14 protein-coding genes are annotated in these 15,774 nt (G+C 54.1%); 6 read left to right on the forward strand and 8 right to left on the reverse strand.

Going from position 1 to position 15,774, the window contains the following annotated elements:
- Nucleotides 1–44: 44 nt before the first annotated feature.
- The 4 genes from mgrA (at nucleotide 45) to JQR90_RS10000 (ending at nucleotide 3,546) form a co-directional block, all read left to right on the forward strand.
- The gene (mgrA, locus tag JQR90_RS09985) at nucleotides 45–1,088 is read left to right on the forward strand and encodes an L-glyceraldehyde 3-phosphate reductase (RefSeq protein WP_434139973.1); all 1,044 of its coding nucleotides are present in this window, start codon (nucleotides 45–47) and stop codon (nucleotides 1,086–1,088) included.
- 49 nt (nucleotides 1,089–1,137) lie between these two features.
- Nucleotides 1,138–1,569: a thiol-disulfide oxidoreductase DCC family protein gene (locus JQR90_RS09990; RefSeq protein ID WP_434139974.1), complete on the forward strand. Its 432-nt coding sequence runs from the start codon at nucleotides 1,138–1,140 to the stop codon at nucleotides 1,567–1,569.
- Nucleotides 1,570–1,810: 241 nt separating this feature from the next.
- Nucleotides 1,811–2,980 carry a zinc-dependent alcohol dehydrogenase gene (locus tag JQR90_RS09995; protein ID WP_010798320.1) on the forward strand — a complete coding sequence of 390 codons (1,170 nt, stop codon included), beginning with the start codon at nucleotides 1,811–1,813 and terminating at the stop codon, nucleotides 2,978–2,980.
- Between the two features lie 11 nt (nucleotides 2,981–2,991).
- Nucleotides 2,992–3,546, forward strand: a complete 555-nt coding sequence (locus JQR90_RS10000; protein WP_150347385.1) for a hypothetical protein — start codon at nucleotides 2,992–2,994, stop codon at nucleotides 3,544–3,546.
- Between the two features lie 47 nt (nucleotides 3,547–3,593).
- Here the strand turns inward: JQR90_RS10000 and JQR90_RS10005 are convergent, their stop codons facing one another.
- Nucleotides 3,594–5,774: a putative bifunctional diguanylate cyclase/phosphodiesterase gene (locus tag JQR90_RS10005; RefSeq protein WP_434139975.1), complete on the reverse strand. Its 2,181-nt coding sequence runs from the start codon at nucleotides 5,772–5,774 to the stop codon at nucleotides 3,594–3,596.
- Between the two features lie 214 nt (nucleotides 5,775–5,988).
- On the opposite strand from JQR90_RS10005, the gene JQR90_RS10010 reads away from it, so the two are divergent.
- The gene (locus JQR90_RS10010) at nucleotides 5,989–7,275 is read left to right on the forward strand and encodes a tyrosine-type recombinase/integrase (protein WP_239380879.1); all 1,287 of its coding nucleotides are present in this window, start codon (nucleotides 5,989–5,991) and stop codon (nucleotides 7,273–7,275) included.
- A 374-nt stretch (nucleotides 7,276–7,649) separates the two neighbouring features.
- On the forward strand, nucleotides 7,650–8,258 hold the full coding sequence (locus JQR90_RS10015) for a PH domain-containing protein (protein WP_312270834.1): 609 nt from the start codon (nucleotides 7,650–7,652) through the stop codon (nucleotides 8,256–8,258).
- A gap of 73 nt (nucleotides 8,259–8,331) precedes the next feature.
- Here the strand turns inward: JQR90_RS10015 and thpR are convergent, their stop codons facing one another.
- From thpR to JQR90_RS10050, 7 genes are all read right to left on the reverse strand, one after another.
- Nucleotides 8,332–8,847 carry an RNA 2',3'-cyclic phosphodiesterase gene (thpR, locus tag JQR90_RS10020; RefSeq protein ID WP_434139976.1) on the reverse strand — a complete coding sequence of 172 codons (516 nt, stop codon included), beginning with the start codon at nucleotides 8,845–8,847 and terminating at the stop codon, nucleotides 8,332–8,334.
- Between the two features lie 57 nt (nucleotides 8,848–8,904).
- Entirely contained in the window at nucleotides 8,905–9,294 is a 390-nt protein-coding gene (locus JQR90_RS10025) for a RidA family protein (protein ID WP_010798326.1), read from the reverse strand.
- Between the two features lie 9 nt (nucleotides 9,295–9,303).
- On the reverse strand, nucleotides 9,304–10,764 hold the full coding sequence (locus tag JQR90_RS10030; RefSeq protein WP_434139977.1) for an N-acyl-D-amino-acid deacylase family protein: 1,461 nt from the start codon (nucleotides 10,762–10,764) through the stop codon (nucleotides 9,304–9,306).
- A 2-nt stretch (nucleotides 10,765–10,766) separates the two neighbouring features.
- A complete protein-coding gene (locus JQR90_RS10035) occupies nucleotides 10,767–11,627 on the reverse strand; it encodes a MurR/RpiR family transcriptional regulator (protein WP_434139978.1) in 861 nt (286 codons plus the stop codon).
- On the reverse strand, nucleotides 11,627–12,976 hold the full coding sequence (locus JQR90_RS10040; RefSeq protein ID WP_434139979.1) for a gluconate:H+ symporter: 1,350 nt from the start codon (nucleotides 12,974–12,976) through the stop codon (nucleotides 11,627–11,629). Before JQR90_RS10040 ends, JQR90_RS10035 begins: the two co-directional genes overlap by 1 nt.
- Before the next feature lie 53 nt (nucleotides 12,977–13,029).
- Nucleotides 13,030–14,181 carry an amino acid deaminase gene (locus JQR90_RS10045; protein ID WP_434156950.1) on the reverse strand — a complete coding sequence of 384 codons (1,152 nt, stop codon included), beginning with the start codon at nucleotides 14,179–14,181 and terminating at the stop codon, nucleotides 13,030–13,032.
- A 248-nt stretch (nucleotides 14,182–14,429) separates the two neighbouring features.
- The gene (locus JQR90_RS10050) at nucleotides 14,430–15,686 is read right to left on the reverse strand and encodes a lipase family protein (protein WP_434139980.1); all 1,257 of its coding nucleotides are present in this window, start codon (nucleotides 15,684–15,686) and stop codon (nucleotides 14,430–14,432) included.
- Between the last annotated feature and the right edge of the window lie 88 nt (nucleotides 15,687–15,774).

The following is a 15,774-nucleotide window of genomic DNA, read 5'->3' on the forward strand; positions in this document are numbered from 1 at the left end:
GTTGCAGACCTAAGCATAAGCACAACAGAAGAGAGGAGAGCGCCTTGAGCTATACGGCTGCCATCAATCGATACGAATCCATGCCTTACCGCCGGGTAGGCAAGAGTGGTCTGGTCCTGCCTGCACTGTCCCTGGGCTTGTGGCACAACTTCGGTGACACCACACCCATTGAAAACCAGCGGGCCCTGTTACGTACGGCATTCGACTTTGGCATCAACCATTTCGATCTGGCCAATAACTACGGTCCTCCCTACGGCAGCGCCGAAACCAACTTCGGCCGAATCCTGCGGGAAGACTTCAAGCTCTATCGGGACGAGCTGATCATTTCCAGCAAAGCCGGCTGGGATATGTGGCCAGGGCCTTATGGACAGGGCGGTGGCTCACGCAAATACGTCCTGGCAAGCCTTGATCAAAGCTTGAAGCGTATGGGGCTGGATTACGTCGACATCTTTTACTCCCACCGCTTCGATGCCGACACACCACTTGAGGAAACCGCCAGTGCATTGGCTACGGCCGTGCAGCAGGGCAAGGCCCTGTACATTGGCATATCATCCTATTCGGCTGGCAAGACACGCGAGATGGCAGCGCTGCTCAAGGAATGGAAGGTTCCTCTTCTCATCCATCAGCCTTCCTACAACCTGTTCAATCGCTGGATCGAAAAAGACCTGCTGGATGCAACTGATGAGGTCGGTGCAGGCGTCATCGCATTTACACCGTTGGCCCAAGGCTTGCTGACCGGCAAATACCTCAATGGCGTACCGGAGGATGCACGGGTGAACCGTCCCGGCGGTGCCTCCTTGCGACCGGAGCACCTGTCCGATGACAACATCGCACGGGCGCGCGCACTGAATGAGATTGCCCAGCGTCGCGGTCAGAGTCTGGCTCAGCTTGCCCTGGCCTGGACGCTACGCGATCCGCGTGTCACCTCGGCGCTGATTGGGGCGAGTCGTCCGGAACAGTTGCAGGAAAATATCGGAGCCTTGAGCAATCTGTCCTTTAGCGCGGAGGAGCTGGCAGAAATCGATAAGTATGCCGTTGAAGGGGGAATCAATCTGTGGGAAAAACCCTCTACCGATAGCCCTATCTGATCGAGTGAAAGGGTATGGCCTCTTCAGGTCGTACCCTTTGGAGAAGTATATGCAACCCGCATGGCCGCTCACCTTGTTTTACGATGGCGACTGTCCGCTGTGTGCCCGCGAGATTCGACATCTGCGTCGACATGCTGACCCTGCACGCCTGTTGTTTATAGACGTAGCCGATCCAACCTTCGAGGTACCGGCACCTGGAATGTCATCACAGCAATTCAGGGATCTGTTGCACGCCCGATTTGCCGACGGGCAATGGGTCAAGGGGCTGGATGCAACCTATTGGAGTTGGCGAGCGGCAGGGCTTGGCCGTTGGGCAGCACCTCTTGCCTGGAAGCCGCTGCGGCCGTTGTTTGATTTGGGTTATCGCCTGTTTTTGCGCGCTCGCCCGCAACTAATCTGGATTCCTCATCCGGAAGGCTCCAGACGCTGTAAGGATGATCAATGCGCGCTTCCTGAGAAACCGAACGCTACCCGCGATTAGTAGCTCTAACAGTAACCCTATAAGGTTTCTTAAAAGGAAATGACCAGCAGGTCATCTTTATTCCTTACCGTTTGGTTTGAGGATCCGGGCAATCTTTGAACTTTTCCTATGCGTTCTGATGTCCCAATAGCATCACTGCCAAGGGAGTGGCCTTATTCATACAGCCCGCCCATGTCCCAGACAGGAGGGACCTTCACGCTGTTGGTGACGGGACTTTTCAACCAACGTTGGAAGAACGCGCATGAAAGCACTCTGTTGGCACGGGAAAAACGATATCCGCTACGACACCGTTCCGGACCCCAAGATCGAACACCCACGCGACGCTATTATCAAGACAACCAGTTGCGCCATTTGCGGCTCCGACCTTCACCTCTATGACCATTTCATTCCCGGCATGGAGTGCGGCGATGTTATGGGCCATGAGTTCATGGGAGAGGTGGTTGAGGTCGGCTCGGAAAACAAAGAGCTAAAGGTAGGCGATCGCATCGTCGTGCCATTCACCATTACCTGTGGCGAATGCGAGCAATGCAAACGCGGTAATTTTTCTGTCTGCGAGCGCTCGAACCGCCGTAAAGACCTGGGTGACAAAGTGTTTGGTCACTCCACAGCAGGCCTTTTTGGTTACTCGCACCTAACCGGCGGTTACGCAGGCGGGCAGGCCGAGTACGTACGTGTTCCGTTTGCAGATTCTACCCATGTAAAGGTTCCAAGCACGCTTACGGACGAACAGGTACTGTTCTTGGGTGATATTTTCCCCACGGGTTGGCAAGCTGCGGTGCAGTGCGACATTCAGCCTACTGATACCGTAGCGGTCTGGGGGGCGGGTCCGGTGGGTCAGTTTTGTGTGCGCAGCGCCATACTGCTGGGCGCCAAGCAGGTCGTGATGATCGATAACGTGCCTGAACGACTGCTCATGGCAGAAGCGGGCGGGGCGATAACCATCAACTTCGACAAGGAGAGCGTGGTTGAGCGTCTGAACGAGCTTACCCGCGGTAAGGGTCCTGAAAAATGCATTGATGCCGTAGGCCTTGAGTCCCATGCGACGCGGTCGCTGGATGCCGTTTATGATCGGGTCAAGCAGGCGACCATGATGGAGAGTGATCGTCCTCATGTATTACGCGAGATGATCTATGTTTGTCGCCCGGCGGGCATTTTATCTATCCCGGGCGTTTACGGCGGTCTGGTCGACAAGATTCCCATGGGGGCGCTCATGAATAAGGGGCTTACCATGCGCACCGGGCAAACGCACGTCAAACGTTGGACGGATGACCTGCTGCGCCGTATCGATGACGGACAGATCGACCCCTCATTCGTGATTACCCATACGGTAAGTCTCGACCAGGGCCCGGAAATGTATAAGACCTTCCGGGACAAACTCGACAACTGCATCAAGGTTGTTCTGAAACCTTGAGGGAGACGGCTATGACCATGCTTGAGAAATTTTCATCCCCCCAGCGATCACTAGGCGCTTCAGACAAGCTTGCCCGAGGCCTCGGCTTTTACAGCCTGGGTCTCGGTCTCCTGGAGTTGGCTGCTCCACGATTATTGACCCGCGCCTTGGGCATGGAAGGGTCGGAGAATATTGTTCGTGCCTATGGGGTGCGTGAGATTGTCAGTGGTGTCGGCGCGCTGAGTGACAACCCTGCACCTGCGCTCTGGAGCCGTGTAGCGGGTGATGCCCTGGATCTCGCTACACTGGCGACCGGTCTGAATGCCGATAATCCCAAGCGGGGAAACGTGAAAATCGCGATGGCTGTCGTGCTGGCTACCGCGTTGGTTGATGTCATGGCAACACGGGGCATCACGGAGCGCCACCACCGTCCACGACACATGCCTATACGTGATTACAGCAATCGATCCGGCTTTCCAAAGTCAATAAGCGACATGCGTGGTGCCGCAAGCGACTTTGAAACACCGGCTGATATGCGAGCCGATATCGGTAACGGTTATGCGCGTGCAGATACTGGCCACGCGTAGTCAGAAACCAGCAAGACAAGGCCTGCTTGAAAGCAGGCCTTGTCATTTCAGGCGAGGTGAGACTGGGAAAATGCGTTGTTACCTATCTCATCAAGCAAGAACGCCTGAAGCTTTTCGAAGGGAAGAGGGCGACTGGGTAGAAACCCCTGGGCAAGGTCGCACTGGTTATCGATCAGAAAGGTAATCTGTTGCTGGGTTTCCACGCCTTCGGCAATGACTTTCAAATGCAATTTATGCCCCATGGCAATGATAGCTTCCGCCAGATCAAGGTCCCGCGCATTGTTGGGAATATCCTGAATGAACGAGCGGTCCACCTTGATAGCATCCAAGGGAAGCTGGCTCAGATACGCCAGTGATGAGTAACCTGTACCAAAGTCGTCAATGGACAACCGCACGCCAAGCTCACGCAACTGCCTTAGCTGCCCGATAACCTGGTCAATGTTGGCCATTAGCGCGTTTTCGGTTACTTCAAGTTCGAGAAACTGGGGCTCCAGGCGTGCCTGACTCAAGGCTTCCTGAACGTTGGATACGAGCGTTTCACGCTCCAGGCTGCGTACACAGCAGTTGACCGCAACTCCAATCTTAAAGCCTTGCCGATGCAGTTTCTTGATATCACGACAGGCTCGGCGAATCACCCAACGGTCAATATCAGCAATAAACCCGTTTGCCGTCGCAATATCAATAAAGTTACCGGGCAGCAGCAAGCCTTGTTCGGGGTGCTGCCAGCGCACCAATGCCTCTACATGGCAAACCTTGCCGCTACTCAGGTCAAAGACGGGCTGGTAATACACGGTCAGATTATTACGACTCAATGCCTGTCGTAGTTCTTCCTCCATTTTTAGCTCAAGAGACGCTTTGCTCCTGAGCTGTTCCTGAAAGAAATACAGCATGTTGCGACCATTAGCCTTGGATTTGTACAAGGCCAGATCGGCATGCTTCATGAGATCTTCACCGGTCGTTGCATCCTGTGGGAATAGGCTGGCCCCAATGGATGTGGTTATGACCATTTTTCGACCGGCCAGGATAATGGGCTCTTTCATCTTTTGCAGGATGCGGCGCCCCAACAGCTCGGCCTCATAATTCTCTTCAACGTTGGCAAGAATGCAAAATTCATCACCGCCCAGGCGTGCGATCAGGTCTCGCTCACGCAAAGCGCTTTTCAGGCGCTGAGCCACAACACGCAACAGCTCATCACCGGCATCATGACCTAATGAATCATTGATTCGCTTGAAGTTATCCAAATCTAGAAACAGCAGGGCCATGGAAGTGCCTTGGGCCACGTGTTCATCCAGCCGCATCTGGATTTCCTTGTTGAAGGAATAGCGATTGTGCAGGCCTGTAAGGGCATCGAAATGAGCGACGTTATGGAGTGAAGCCTGTGTGCTATCGAGTTCGTGGAGCAGGGCGTTGACCCGTTCAAGATCTCGACGCTGGCTTTCCAGCTTCTTTCCTGCCCATACCGCAACCAGGCTGCAGCTGATAATAATCAGCGAAATAAAAGCCGTCGCTATACCTAGATAAGGTGAGTGATTGTCAACGTGCGCACCAGCGTCAAACGTCGAGCCGGCGGGGAGGGTAAAGGTAACGGCCGCCATACCACTGAAATGCATGGAGATAATACCTGCACCCAGCGCCAGACTCGCCGCCAGTTTCAACTTGAGCGGAGCAGGGTTGTCCGGCTGGCGTAGCTTCATGATCAACATCATCGACCCGAGGCTGGCCAACATCGATACCACAATAGAAAGCACGAATAGCCAGGGATCATAGTAGGCCGTCGCAGCAGATTGCATGGCGGCCATACCGATGTAATGCATGGCTGTAACCCCCAAGCCAATACTGATCGCCGCGCCGATATATTGTCTGGCGGTAAGAGCAGGGCGACCAATCATGACCATGGCCAGCAAGGACGCCATGATAGCAATGACCAGCGAAAGGGCCGTGAGGCGATGGTCGTAATACACTGGAATCGGCATGACGAACGCCATCATGGCAAGGAAGTGCATCGACCAGATACCGCCGCCCAAACAAAAGGCACCGATCCAGCGCCACAGCATGCGCGTTCGGCGATCATCCGCGACCGCAACATCAGCAAGGCTCAGCGCGGTATAACCGGCAGCAGTTGCAATCAGATAGGAAAAGACAACCAATAGAGAAGTGTGGCTATGCTCGACAGGCGAAAGGCCGGATTGCTGAAGATCTGTGAGAAAATGAATACCTAACCAGTCCACGGCGAGCCACCTTTAAAGCTGAACGGCATTTGCCTATAAAAGTGAGATCAATCTCACACAGCTTAGTTCTTTAACGGTTCGTTGGAAGCGGTACGAGACGGCTTTCGTAAGTGCTTGTGTCTTCTATAAAATCCTATAAACAAGCCAAATTTCCGATTACGTCCATAATCGGAAATTGATATACTAAGAAACCTGCCTTTTCAGTGTTATTTCGATGCTTTTCTCGTCTAAACCCCAGCCTTTATTTGACACTTATGCCAGTTTTCTTGGGCTTAACGCTACCTCTTACGAGGCAGAGCATACGTCTATCCTGAATTACCTGAAACGGTTTGAGCCCGGTATTCCGGCTAAAGACGATTATTTTCATGTGCGTGAATTTTTGCGCTCTTATGCCGGCTGGGAAACGACATTCAAAGCCTATCGCACCCAAGTTGAACGTCTCCTTCTGTGGAGCTGGATCAAGGAAGGGAGGTCTATCCTTTCGCTTCGCCGCCAGGATGCCGAGGCGTTCCTGGCATTCAGTCAGGAGCCTGACGAGGACTGGGTGGGCACCTCTGTTCGTCGCCGCTTCATTCTGAAAGATGGCAGCATGGAGCCCAATCCGTTGTGGCGCCCCTTTGGGATTCAGGGTGATAAAGCCTCACGCAAGCTTGCTGTCGAAACAGGAGACGACGATGACACTACCCCAGAACGCTATGAAATGGCTCAGGGTACGCTCAAGCAAGTCTTTGCAATCTGCAGCTCATTCTATGATTACCTCAATGATCAGGACGTATTGGTGGGTAATCCCTTTCGGGCGATCAAGCAGAAGAGCCGCTTCTTTCAAAAGAAAGCCAAGGCTGTCAGCGGCAAGGTTCTTGACCGCCTTCAATGGGAGTTCGTTATCGAAACAGCGGAATGGATGGCTGCAGAGGAGCCTGAAAAGCACGAGCGTACACTCTTTATCATAGCGACCCTGTTTTCACTCTACCTGCGAATCTCCGAACTTTCCGGGCGGCCCGGCTGGTCTCCCACCATGGACGCCTTTCAGAAAGACCCTGACGGTTCCTGGTGGTACGTTGCAATTGGCAAGGGCAACAAGGAGCGTCGCATCTCGGTCAGTGATGACATGCTGGTCTATCTCAAGCGCTACCGGGCCTTCCGCAATCTGACGCCGCTGCCATACGCCGGAGATCCTGCGCCGCTACTGACTAAACACAATGGACAAGGCGGTCTGACCGATCGGCAGATTCGCAACCTAGTACAGGAATGCTTTGACACGGCGTTGGTACGAATGAAACAGGAAGGTCGCAGCGAGGACGAAGTATCCAATCTGCGTGCAGCCAGCGCCCATTGGTTACGCCACACCAGCGCAACCTACGATGCACCAAGCAGACCACTCAAACACCTGCAGGAAGATCTTGGCCACGCCAAGGCGAGTACAACGCAAGACATTTACTACAACGCCATCAACCAGGAGCGAGCGGCGTCTGGTAAACAGCGACGTTTAAAGGATCAATAAAGAAGTGAGCCATAAAGAGCTCAAAAAAGCTCAAAAAAGCTCATATGGAGTTTCGCAGCGTTCAAGGCGCTGCCCCATGGCTCCATATCCAGAATACATAACTTCGCATAATGTATATTATGTTAAATTAGATATTAGCAAGCACTGACTTCTCTATCCCCTTCAGGGTTTTGGGTCCTAAACCTTCATCTGGATCCGGTTAAGCCAAGACAGATTTTCTTGCCTCGTTAATGAACCTTCCTACGCCTTGTCTTTTTCTCACTGCCTGATACAACTGCCCAACTGAAATTCACTTTGCGTGTTTAGTAGACCTTTTTCTGCGTGCGTGCAGCCTCGATGTTGCGCCTTATCCTGTCACTCAAGGAAAGCCTGGTATGTTCAAACGATTTGCAGCAGATGCTTTGGGACTAAGCGACATCGGATCGATTATCAAACCAGCAGACTTCGACAAGGTCGATGCGGACGACTATCTCTTTCACGAGGACGGTGAAAAGATTTTCTTTCTGATCAAATCGAAAAAGGATGAATATTGCTTTACTAATCTGGCGTTGATTCATGTGGACGGCGAATCTGCGGTATCGTCCAAGCGCACTATCAAACGCTACGATTACCTCAGCGAGCGTATTCAGAGCGTCATGATTGAAACGGCCGGCACGGTGGATCTAGATGTCGAGCTGAAATTCGTCATAGGCGGCAAACCCTTCAGCATCGATATCAAAAAGACCTTTCTTGAACAAGTCAAAGACATCTACAAGTCTCTGATCGGGATCAGCAAGATTCAGCACCTGGAAGAACTCAAGCGTGCCAATGCACTAAAAGTACTGGATATGACGGCCTCCATGTACAAGATTGCTAACCCAGCATCGCCTGAACACATAACCCAGCAATACACAGGTACCTTGGACACGCTGAATACATTGATGCTGGAGACTTATATGACCCATGACTACAGCGCTGTATTCAGCAAGTATGTCCAGGCTTAAATATTCGCCAAGCAGCAACAGATAAAGTTTACATAAAAAGTAAAATACGTAATGGGCGGCAGCTATTACCGCCCTATTCTCCCGGACTGCCTTCAGCTACTGTCCATTCTTTTAAAGCTCTGTATTGCACGCCTCCCTGGCTGCTTTCCGATACAAACAAGGCAAAGCGCTCTACTGGCCACGCCAATGACGGTAGTCCACTTGGCCGATAGCGGCTTTTACGTGCAGCCGTCAGGTGTGGGATAAAGGGTCTGCGATCCAGCGGAACGCCCAAACTTTTCAGTCCCAGGTTTAGATCGTCAACCAGCGACACCAGCGGCACTGGCGTCTGGGATGCAATCATGCTGATAAGCCCCTGATGCCAACGCTCGACGCTATCAAGCACGACCGTACATGGCTCAAAGCGTATGTGATCGCCAAGAGCCATAAGCGCGTCTATCTGTTCTTCTGGAATTTCACCCAGAAAAGCCAGTGTCATGTGAAGATTTTCAGGAGGAACCAGGCGCCCATCCATGCCCTGCTCCTTTCGCCAGGCGACTACACGTGTAACCACAGAGGCTGGGCACGGCAATGCAAAAAACATACGCATGATGATGGAATCCCTATAGTCAGAGCGATCAAACACTCTGACCCGGGAGCGGAGGCCTTATTCCGGTTTTTTGTAGGCGACGCAATCCACTTCGACTTTGCAGTCAATCACCATGCTCGATACTACACAGGCGCGTGCAGGCGGATGCTCGCCAAAATATTCCTTGAAGATCCTGTTGAACGACATGAAGTCACGAGGATCATCCAGCCATACACCGCAACGCACCACATGTTCCGGGCCGTAGCCGGCTTCCTTGAGAATGGCCATGACGTTATCCAGGCATTGGCGCGTTTGAGTGACGATGCCGCCTTCGACCACTTCTCCGTTGACCATAGGGGTCTGGCCCGAGACGTAGAGCCATCCATCAGCCTCAACAGCGCGCGCAAACGGCAGGTGCTGCCCGCCTGTCCCGCTACCACCCTCAACACCGTAACGTTTGATTGACATGTCATCCTCCTAATTAAAGTGTGTGCGCAGGTCGCCTTGTCGGGAAAGGAAGCGACCGTTTCTATGGGGAGTCAGTTGTTTATCTGAATACGACAGGATTCCATTTACCCAGACAGCATCGATCCCTTCTGCGACAACCTTGGGCGTCTTGAAATCGGCGGCGGCATGTACGGTTTTGGGATTGAACAAGACCAGATCCGCCCAATAACCTTCCTTGATTAATCCGCGCTTGTAGAGCCCAAAACGGGCCGCTGAAAGCCCGGTCATCTTGTGTACCGCGGTATGCAGGGGAAACAGGGCCACGTCGCGACTGTAATGTCCTAGCACTCGCGGAAAGGCGCCCCACAAGCGAGGGTGCGGGAATGGGTCTTCGGGTAGGCCGTCCGACCCGATCATTGATAGCGGATGAGCCAGAATGCGCCTCACATCGTTTTCATCCATCCCGTAATACACTGCCCCGGCCGGTTGCAGGCGTTTGGCAGCATCCAGTAGCGATACGCCCCACTCCTCTGCAATGTCGTTCAGGTCGAGGCCGCTCACGTCAGGATAGGGTGTAGACCAGGTAATGGTGATGCGAAAATCAGCTGTTACCTGCTTGAGATCCAGCGTTGAGGAACTGGCCGAATAAGGATAACAATCGCACCCAACTGGATGATCCCGTGCTGCTTGCTCCAACGCCGCAAGAAGCTGTGGACTACGTCCCCAATTGCCTGCACCGGCACATTTGAGGTGCGAGACGATAACGGGCGCCTTCGCATGACGACCGATACGAAACGCTTCGTCCAAGGCCTCTAGTACAGGCTCGAATTCGCTACGCAAATGTGTGGTGTATACCGCTCCGTAGGCGTCCAGCTCTGAGGCCAGTTCCATTACTTCGTCAGTACTTGCGTCATAGGCTGAGGCATAAGCGAGCCCTGTGGAAAGCCCCAGCGCACCTTGCTCCAGACTCTCACGCAACTGAGCCCGCATGGCAGTAATTTCATCAGGCGTTGCCGTACGATAAAGGTCATCCATATGGTTGCTGCGCAGTGCTGTATGCCCAACGAGGGCAGCAACGTTTACCCCCGGATGCGCCTGTTCGACGGCTGACTTGTAATCGGCGAACGTCGGATAAGCAAAGGCCGCTGCTGGCCCCAACAGGTTCATGGGATCTGGCGGCTCGCCTTTCAAGCTGACGGGAGAAGCGCTGATGCCACAATTACCTACGATAACAGTCGTTACACCCTGGCTTAGCTTGGGCAGCATCTCCGGCTGACGGATCACCACGGTATCGTCATGGGTATGAACATCAATGAAGCCCGGTGCAAGCACCCTCCCCGCGGCGTCAACCTCATGGGTTGCCGTTGCCCCACTTATGCGTCCTATCTGTTCTATTCGGCCGTTCTGTATAGCGATATCCGCCTGATAACCCGGCGAGTTGCTGCCATCGATCACCTGTGCATTGCGGATAAGAGCATCGTAGGTTGGCATTGTCAGTCTCCCAGCGGCAATCGCTCATCGCCGCCACGGTAGTCGTCCATGGCGAGCTTGATGCGCCGCAAGCGTTCCTGATTCGCTTCAGGTGCGCTCAATGCCAGCTCAGTAGCCAGAATATCCACGGCAAGCATCATTCCGTAGCGGGCGGCGGTAGGTTTATAGATAAAGTCTGTTTCAGCCAGAAACAGCGGCAGTACGACATCAGCCAGTTGGGCAACCGGCGATGTTTCGGGTGCGATGGCCAGAATGCGAGCGCCGTACCCCTTGGCCAGCTGCAGCGACTCGACAAGTTCGGGGGTTATGCCCGTCATCGAGCAGGCAATCACTACCTGATCCTGGCCCAACGTGGCAGCCGTCAGGCGCATCAGTACCGGATCGTGATAAGCCGCAATGGGGTATCCCAGCCGAACCAGCCGGTATTGCAGTTCATCCGAAAAGATCGTGGAGCAACCGCCCATACCAAAGGCGTAAACCATGCGCGCCTCATGAACAAGTGCAACCGCCTGTGCAAAGGTTTGCTCATCGAAACAGGCCAGATGCTGGCGAAGCGTTGCTTCGATGTCACTGACGATATTACCAAAGAATGCAGAATGCTCCGGTGCGTGTGTTCGGCCCAGAAACCGCGCTCCAACACCGCTGGCCTGAGCTAGCTGCAAGCGCAGGTCCCGCAAGTCCTTGCACCCTGCGCTGCGGGCAAAGCGGGACAAGGTCGCACTACTGACTTCAGCCCGTGTCGCCAGCTCGTCCAGGCTGGCGCTGGCTGCGAACGGCACATCCTCCAGGATCAGGCGAGCGATACGTTGTTCGCCTGCACTCATATGCTCGAGACGTGCACGGATTTGATACAGAATATCCATTACAGTACAGCCGCCAACGCTAATGTCAGAAGAAAGGCGATGATGGAAATCAAGGTTTCTAATACGGTCCACGTCTTGAACGTCTGGGTTACCGTCATGTTGAAATACTCCTTGATCAACCAGAACCCGCCGTCATTTACATGGGAAAAGATGACCGACCCTGCCCCGGTAGCCAGAACCAGCAGTTCAGGGTGTGGATAGCCTAACCCTAACGCAACAGGCGCGACGATGCCTGAAGCCGTGGTCATGGCGACCGTGGCCGAGCCGGTGGCAATGCGCATTAGCGCAGCAAAGAGCCACCCCATCATCAGGGGTGACAGGTTAAATTCCCGGGCCAGTCCAACGATTTCGGTGGTCACGCCGGCATCGATAAGGATTCGGTTGAGCCCTCCACCAGCGCCTACCAGTAATGTGATCGTGGCCGTTGGAGCCAGGCATTCATTGGTAAATTTCAGGATCGCATCGCGGTTGAAGCCTTGAGCCAGCCCTAACGTCCAAAAACTCACCAATGTGGCAACCAGCAGTGCAATCACGGAGTTGCCGATAAATTGCAGAAACTGATTGAAGACGCTGCCCGGCGTTGATATCAGGTTGGCCCAGCCACCCATCAACATCAGCACAACGGGCAGGATAATCGTACCGATCGTGATGCCAAAACCAGGCAGCTGTTTACGAGGCTCACGCTCGGTAAACTGCTCGGCCAATGGGTTTTCGGCAGGTAACTGAATCTTTGGAACGATGAACCTGGCGTAGACCGGTCCGGCAAGAATAGCCGTCGGAATACCTACAAGAACCGCATAGAAGAGCGTCTGCCCTACCGAGGCATGATAGGACTGCACGGCCAGCATGGCAGCAGGATGCGGCGGAACGAGCGCATGCACAACCGACAACCCCGCGACCATGGGCAGGCCTACCATCAGGATAGAGACACCTACACGGCGGGCCACGGTAAAGGCGATAGGAACCAGCAGCACGAAGCCCACTTCAAAAAACAGGGGCAGCCCTACGAGAAAGGCAATGCAGACCATCGCCCAATGGGCATTGCGCTCGCCGAATCTGGCTATCAGGGTACGAGCGACCTGCTCTGCGCCGCCTGACTCGGCCATCATCTTGCCGAGCATGGTGCCCAATGCCACGACCAGGGCGATATGACCAAGCGTCTTGCCGACACCGGCCTCATAAGAGGCAACAATCGTATTGGCTGGCATACCGGCGACCAGAGCCAGTCCTACCGATACCAGGGTAATCACGATAAAGGGATTCAGCCGATACCGCGCAATCAAGACAATCAACGCAATGATGGCTACTACGGCATAGATCAGAAGCCAGAACCCGGTAGAAGGCGTCATCGAGCATTCCTCGTGCCTGAGTCCGTCCAAGGCTGGACGGCACAACGTCATTGTTAGAAGTAGGTGGCGACGGCTCCGGTGACACGGTATTGCTCATCTACCAGGAGGAGCTGCTTCCATTTATCGAACGTGAGACATGGATGAGAAATATCGAAACACAGCATGTCCCCTACCTGCAGATCCGCATCGGGTGGTACGTCCATAAAGGCGTGCTGATCCATCATGGCGCTGATCTTCCAGGCTGCAGGCGCCTCCATTGGAGAGGCGGAATGACCGGGCCGAAAATGCAGCGAGGGAACAGGGAAACCGGCATCGAACGCCGCATCACGCTTGCCCAGTGCAATGATGGCGCGGCCCGGCTCGGGTCGTGATTGCACATAGGCCCAAAGTTGCAAGGCTGGCAGAAGGCTGCGCTGCATTTCCTGTGCAACAGGGTTATTGGCTTGAATACGTGCCTCGGCCGCTTTGTAGATACCTACGTCATGGGTGAGATAGCAGCCGGGGCGTAACACAATATCCAAAGGCAGCCCCGTCTGAGGAAGCGCAAACTCCTCGGCAACCAGATCGAACCAGGCAGACCCAGCGCCTGACAGAATAATGCAAGGCTCGGCAAACCCGCTTTCATCAGCTATGACACGCGTCCTTGCTACGGTTTGCTTAAGAAAATCACGGATTTCGGCCTCCTCTTTCAGGACCCCCTCGTAGACCTCAACCCCTACCAGGGCCAATGCGTGTGGCCAGTGTGAAATGGCGTCTCGCACTGCCTTTTCCTGCTCCTCATTACGCACCCCAGTTCGCCCACCTGATACGCCGTATTCGAGTAGAACCCTGAGACGCTGACCTCTCCCGCTGAAGTAACGCCCCAGGCTTTCGACGTTCTGAGGGGAATCAACTACACAGCAAAAGCTGAAACCGGGATCGGCCTCTTGCAGATCGGCAATCAGGGCCATATTGGCTTGGCCAACCAGCTGATTGGCCATTAGCACACGCCGTATCCCGTGGGTAAACGCAACGCGAACCTGTGGTGCAGTGGCGAGCGTAATACCCCAGGCCCCCGCCTCCATTTGCCGCTTGAACAATGCCGGGCTCATGGTGGTTTTACCATGCGGCGCAAGCCGTACGCCGTATCGCTCCATGAACTGCTTCATCCACTGCAGGTTATGCTCGATACGCTGTTCCCGCAGTACCGCAACAGGCAGACTCACGTCCTCCTTCAAGATATCCCACCCTGAGGCGGCAACTTCTTGGGTGGAGACAGTACCCACTAACGAACCGAGACCTTTTCCGAGTCCATCGACTTGTTCAGATGCAGCATGGTGAAGCTTCACGGCGATTCCCCTGCCTGGCTTTTTGAAAGCAACATACACCGAAGCGAGGTTTTATCAATTGATTGTGAAAACTAATTTCATAAGCAGAAGACCTGATGCCGTTATTGGATAAAAACAGGTCGTATTTAGGGAGAGATTGTGCTTTTGGCAGGGCATGTAGAGACAATGGGCTCGTCTGTCATGACTTTGTGAGCAAAGCTCAATGCATCCTTTTGAGAGACCAGCCAAGCCCCTGAATGGCCTTCGCCCTTATATACATGAGCCTCAATTGTCGTACCGGCATTGCAGGCCTCCCGAACCAGTAGCTGCTGCCCCTCTGGACGAACATCCCGGTCCGCATCGCCGGTTCCGACAAACAAGGGCTGGTCCAGCTTCAAGGTATTGAAGCGATATTGAGGCAAAAGAATCTTGGCCATCGTCTTTACCGCCTCGGGTTGAACCGTATTAGCCTGAGTGAGGCCCGCCTGCATGACCTCTCGTGCCAAGGTGCCCACACACAAGCGGGCGGCCTTTTCGAATAACGGCATGGCTTTTGGCGTAAACAGCGTCGAAGCATCGGTTACTGGCTGCCTCTGATGGGCAACCAGAGCTACGTAAAACATATAGGCAATGCCGGGATCCACCTGGTTAGGATCTACCCCCGAGACGGTCATCGTTCTTTCCGTCAGATACGGTATACCTGTGACTATCGTGCCCTTGATATCCAGCTCCGGCGCATACTCCTTGGCAAATCCGGCCGTCGCAAAGGCCGCCCCGCCCCCTTGGGACTGTCCTGCCACGATCACCTTGTTGGCGATAGGATATCGTCCATCTGTAACGGCGCGGATACTATCGAGCACACCGTAGGCCTCAGAGCGTTTGGTCAGGTAGGGATGCAAACCGGGCGTGCCAAGCGCCTCATAATCCGTCGCGACAATGGCGTAACCCTGCTTAAGCCAGCGATTCAAGTAATCTTTGTAAACGGTTGGTGCTTCATTCCAGGACGGCGCGCAGACATCGGCCACGCCTACCGTTCCATGAGCCCACGCAAGCAACGGCCACCCTCCCCCAGGCGGTCGCCCTTTGGGAACGAACAACTGACCAGAGACCGTAATGGGCGAGCTGTCCAGACCGCTCACTGACGTGTAAAGAATACGAAACTGCCCTTCTGCATCCTCCAACCGATTTTGTGGGGGAAGTGGCTCACTGCGCAGCAACTCACCTGCAGCGGTTGGAATTGGTTTATCCCACCGATAGAACGTTGAAACGCCACCGTCCCCCGAATCCCAAGACTCCTGAGCCTTGGCTGACTCTATTCCCATTAGTAACAACTGGACACTGACCAGCAGAGTTGCTCTGAGCAGTCCTCTACGTTCATGAACAGGTCTTGCTCTGAATGACATCGTACTGTCTCTCCGCAGAGTTTATGGGACGGCTTTTATGCAAGACAGCGACGACGACTCATGGTTTGATCAACGCCCTTTTGACCTG

The organism is Pseudomonas sp. JZ114 (assembly GCF_051027705.1).
In the GTDB taxonomy this organism is placed as follows: domain Bacteria; phylum Pseudomonadota; class Gammaproteobacteria; order Pseudomonadales; family Pseudomonadaceae; genus Chryseomonas; species Chryseomonas luteola.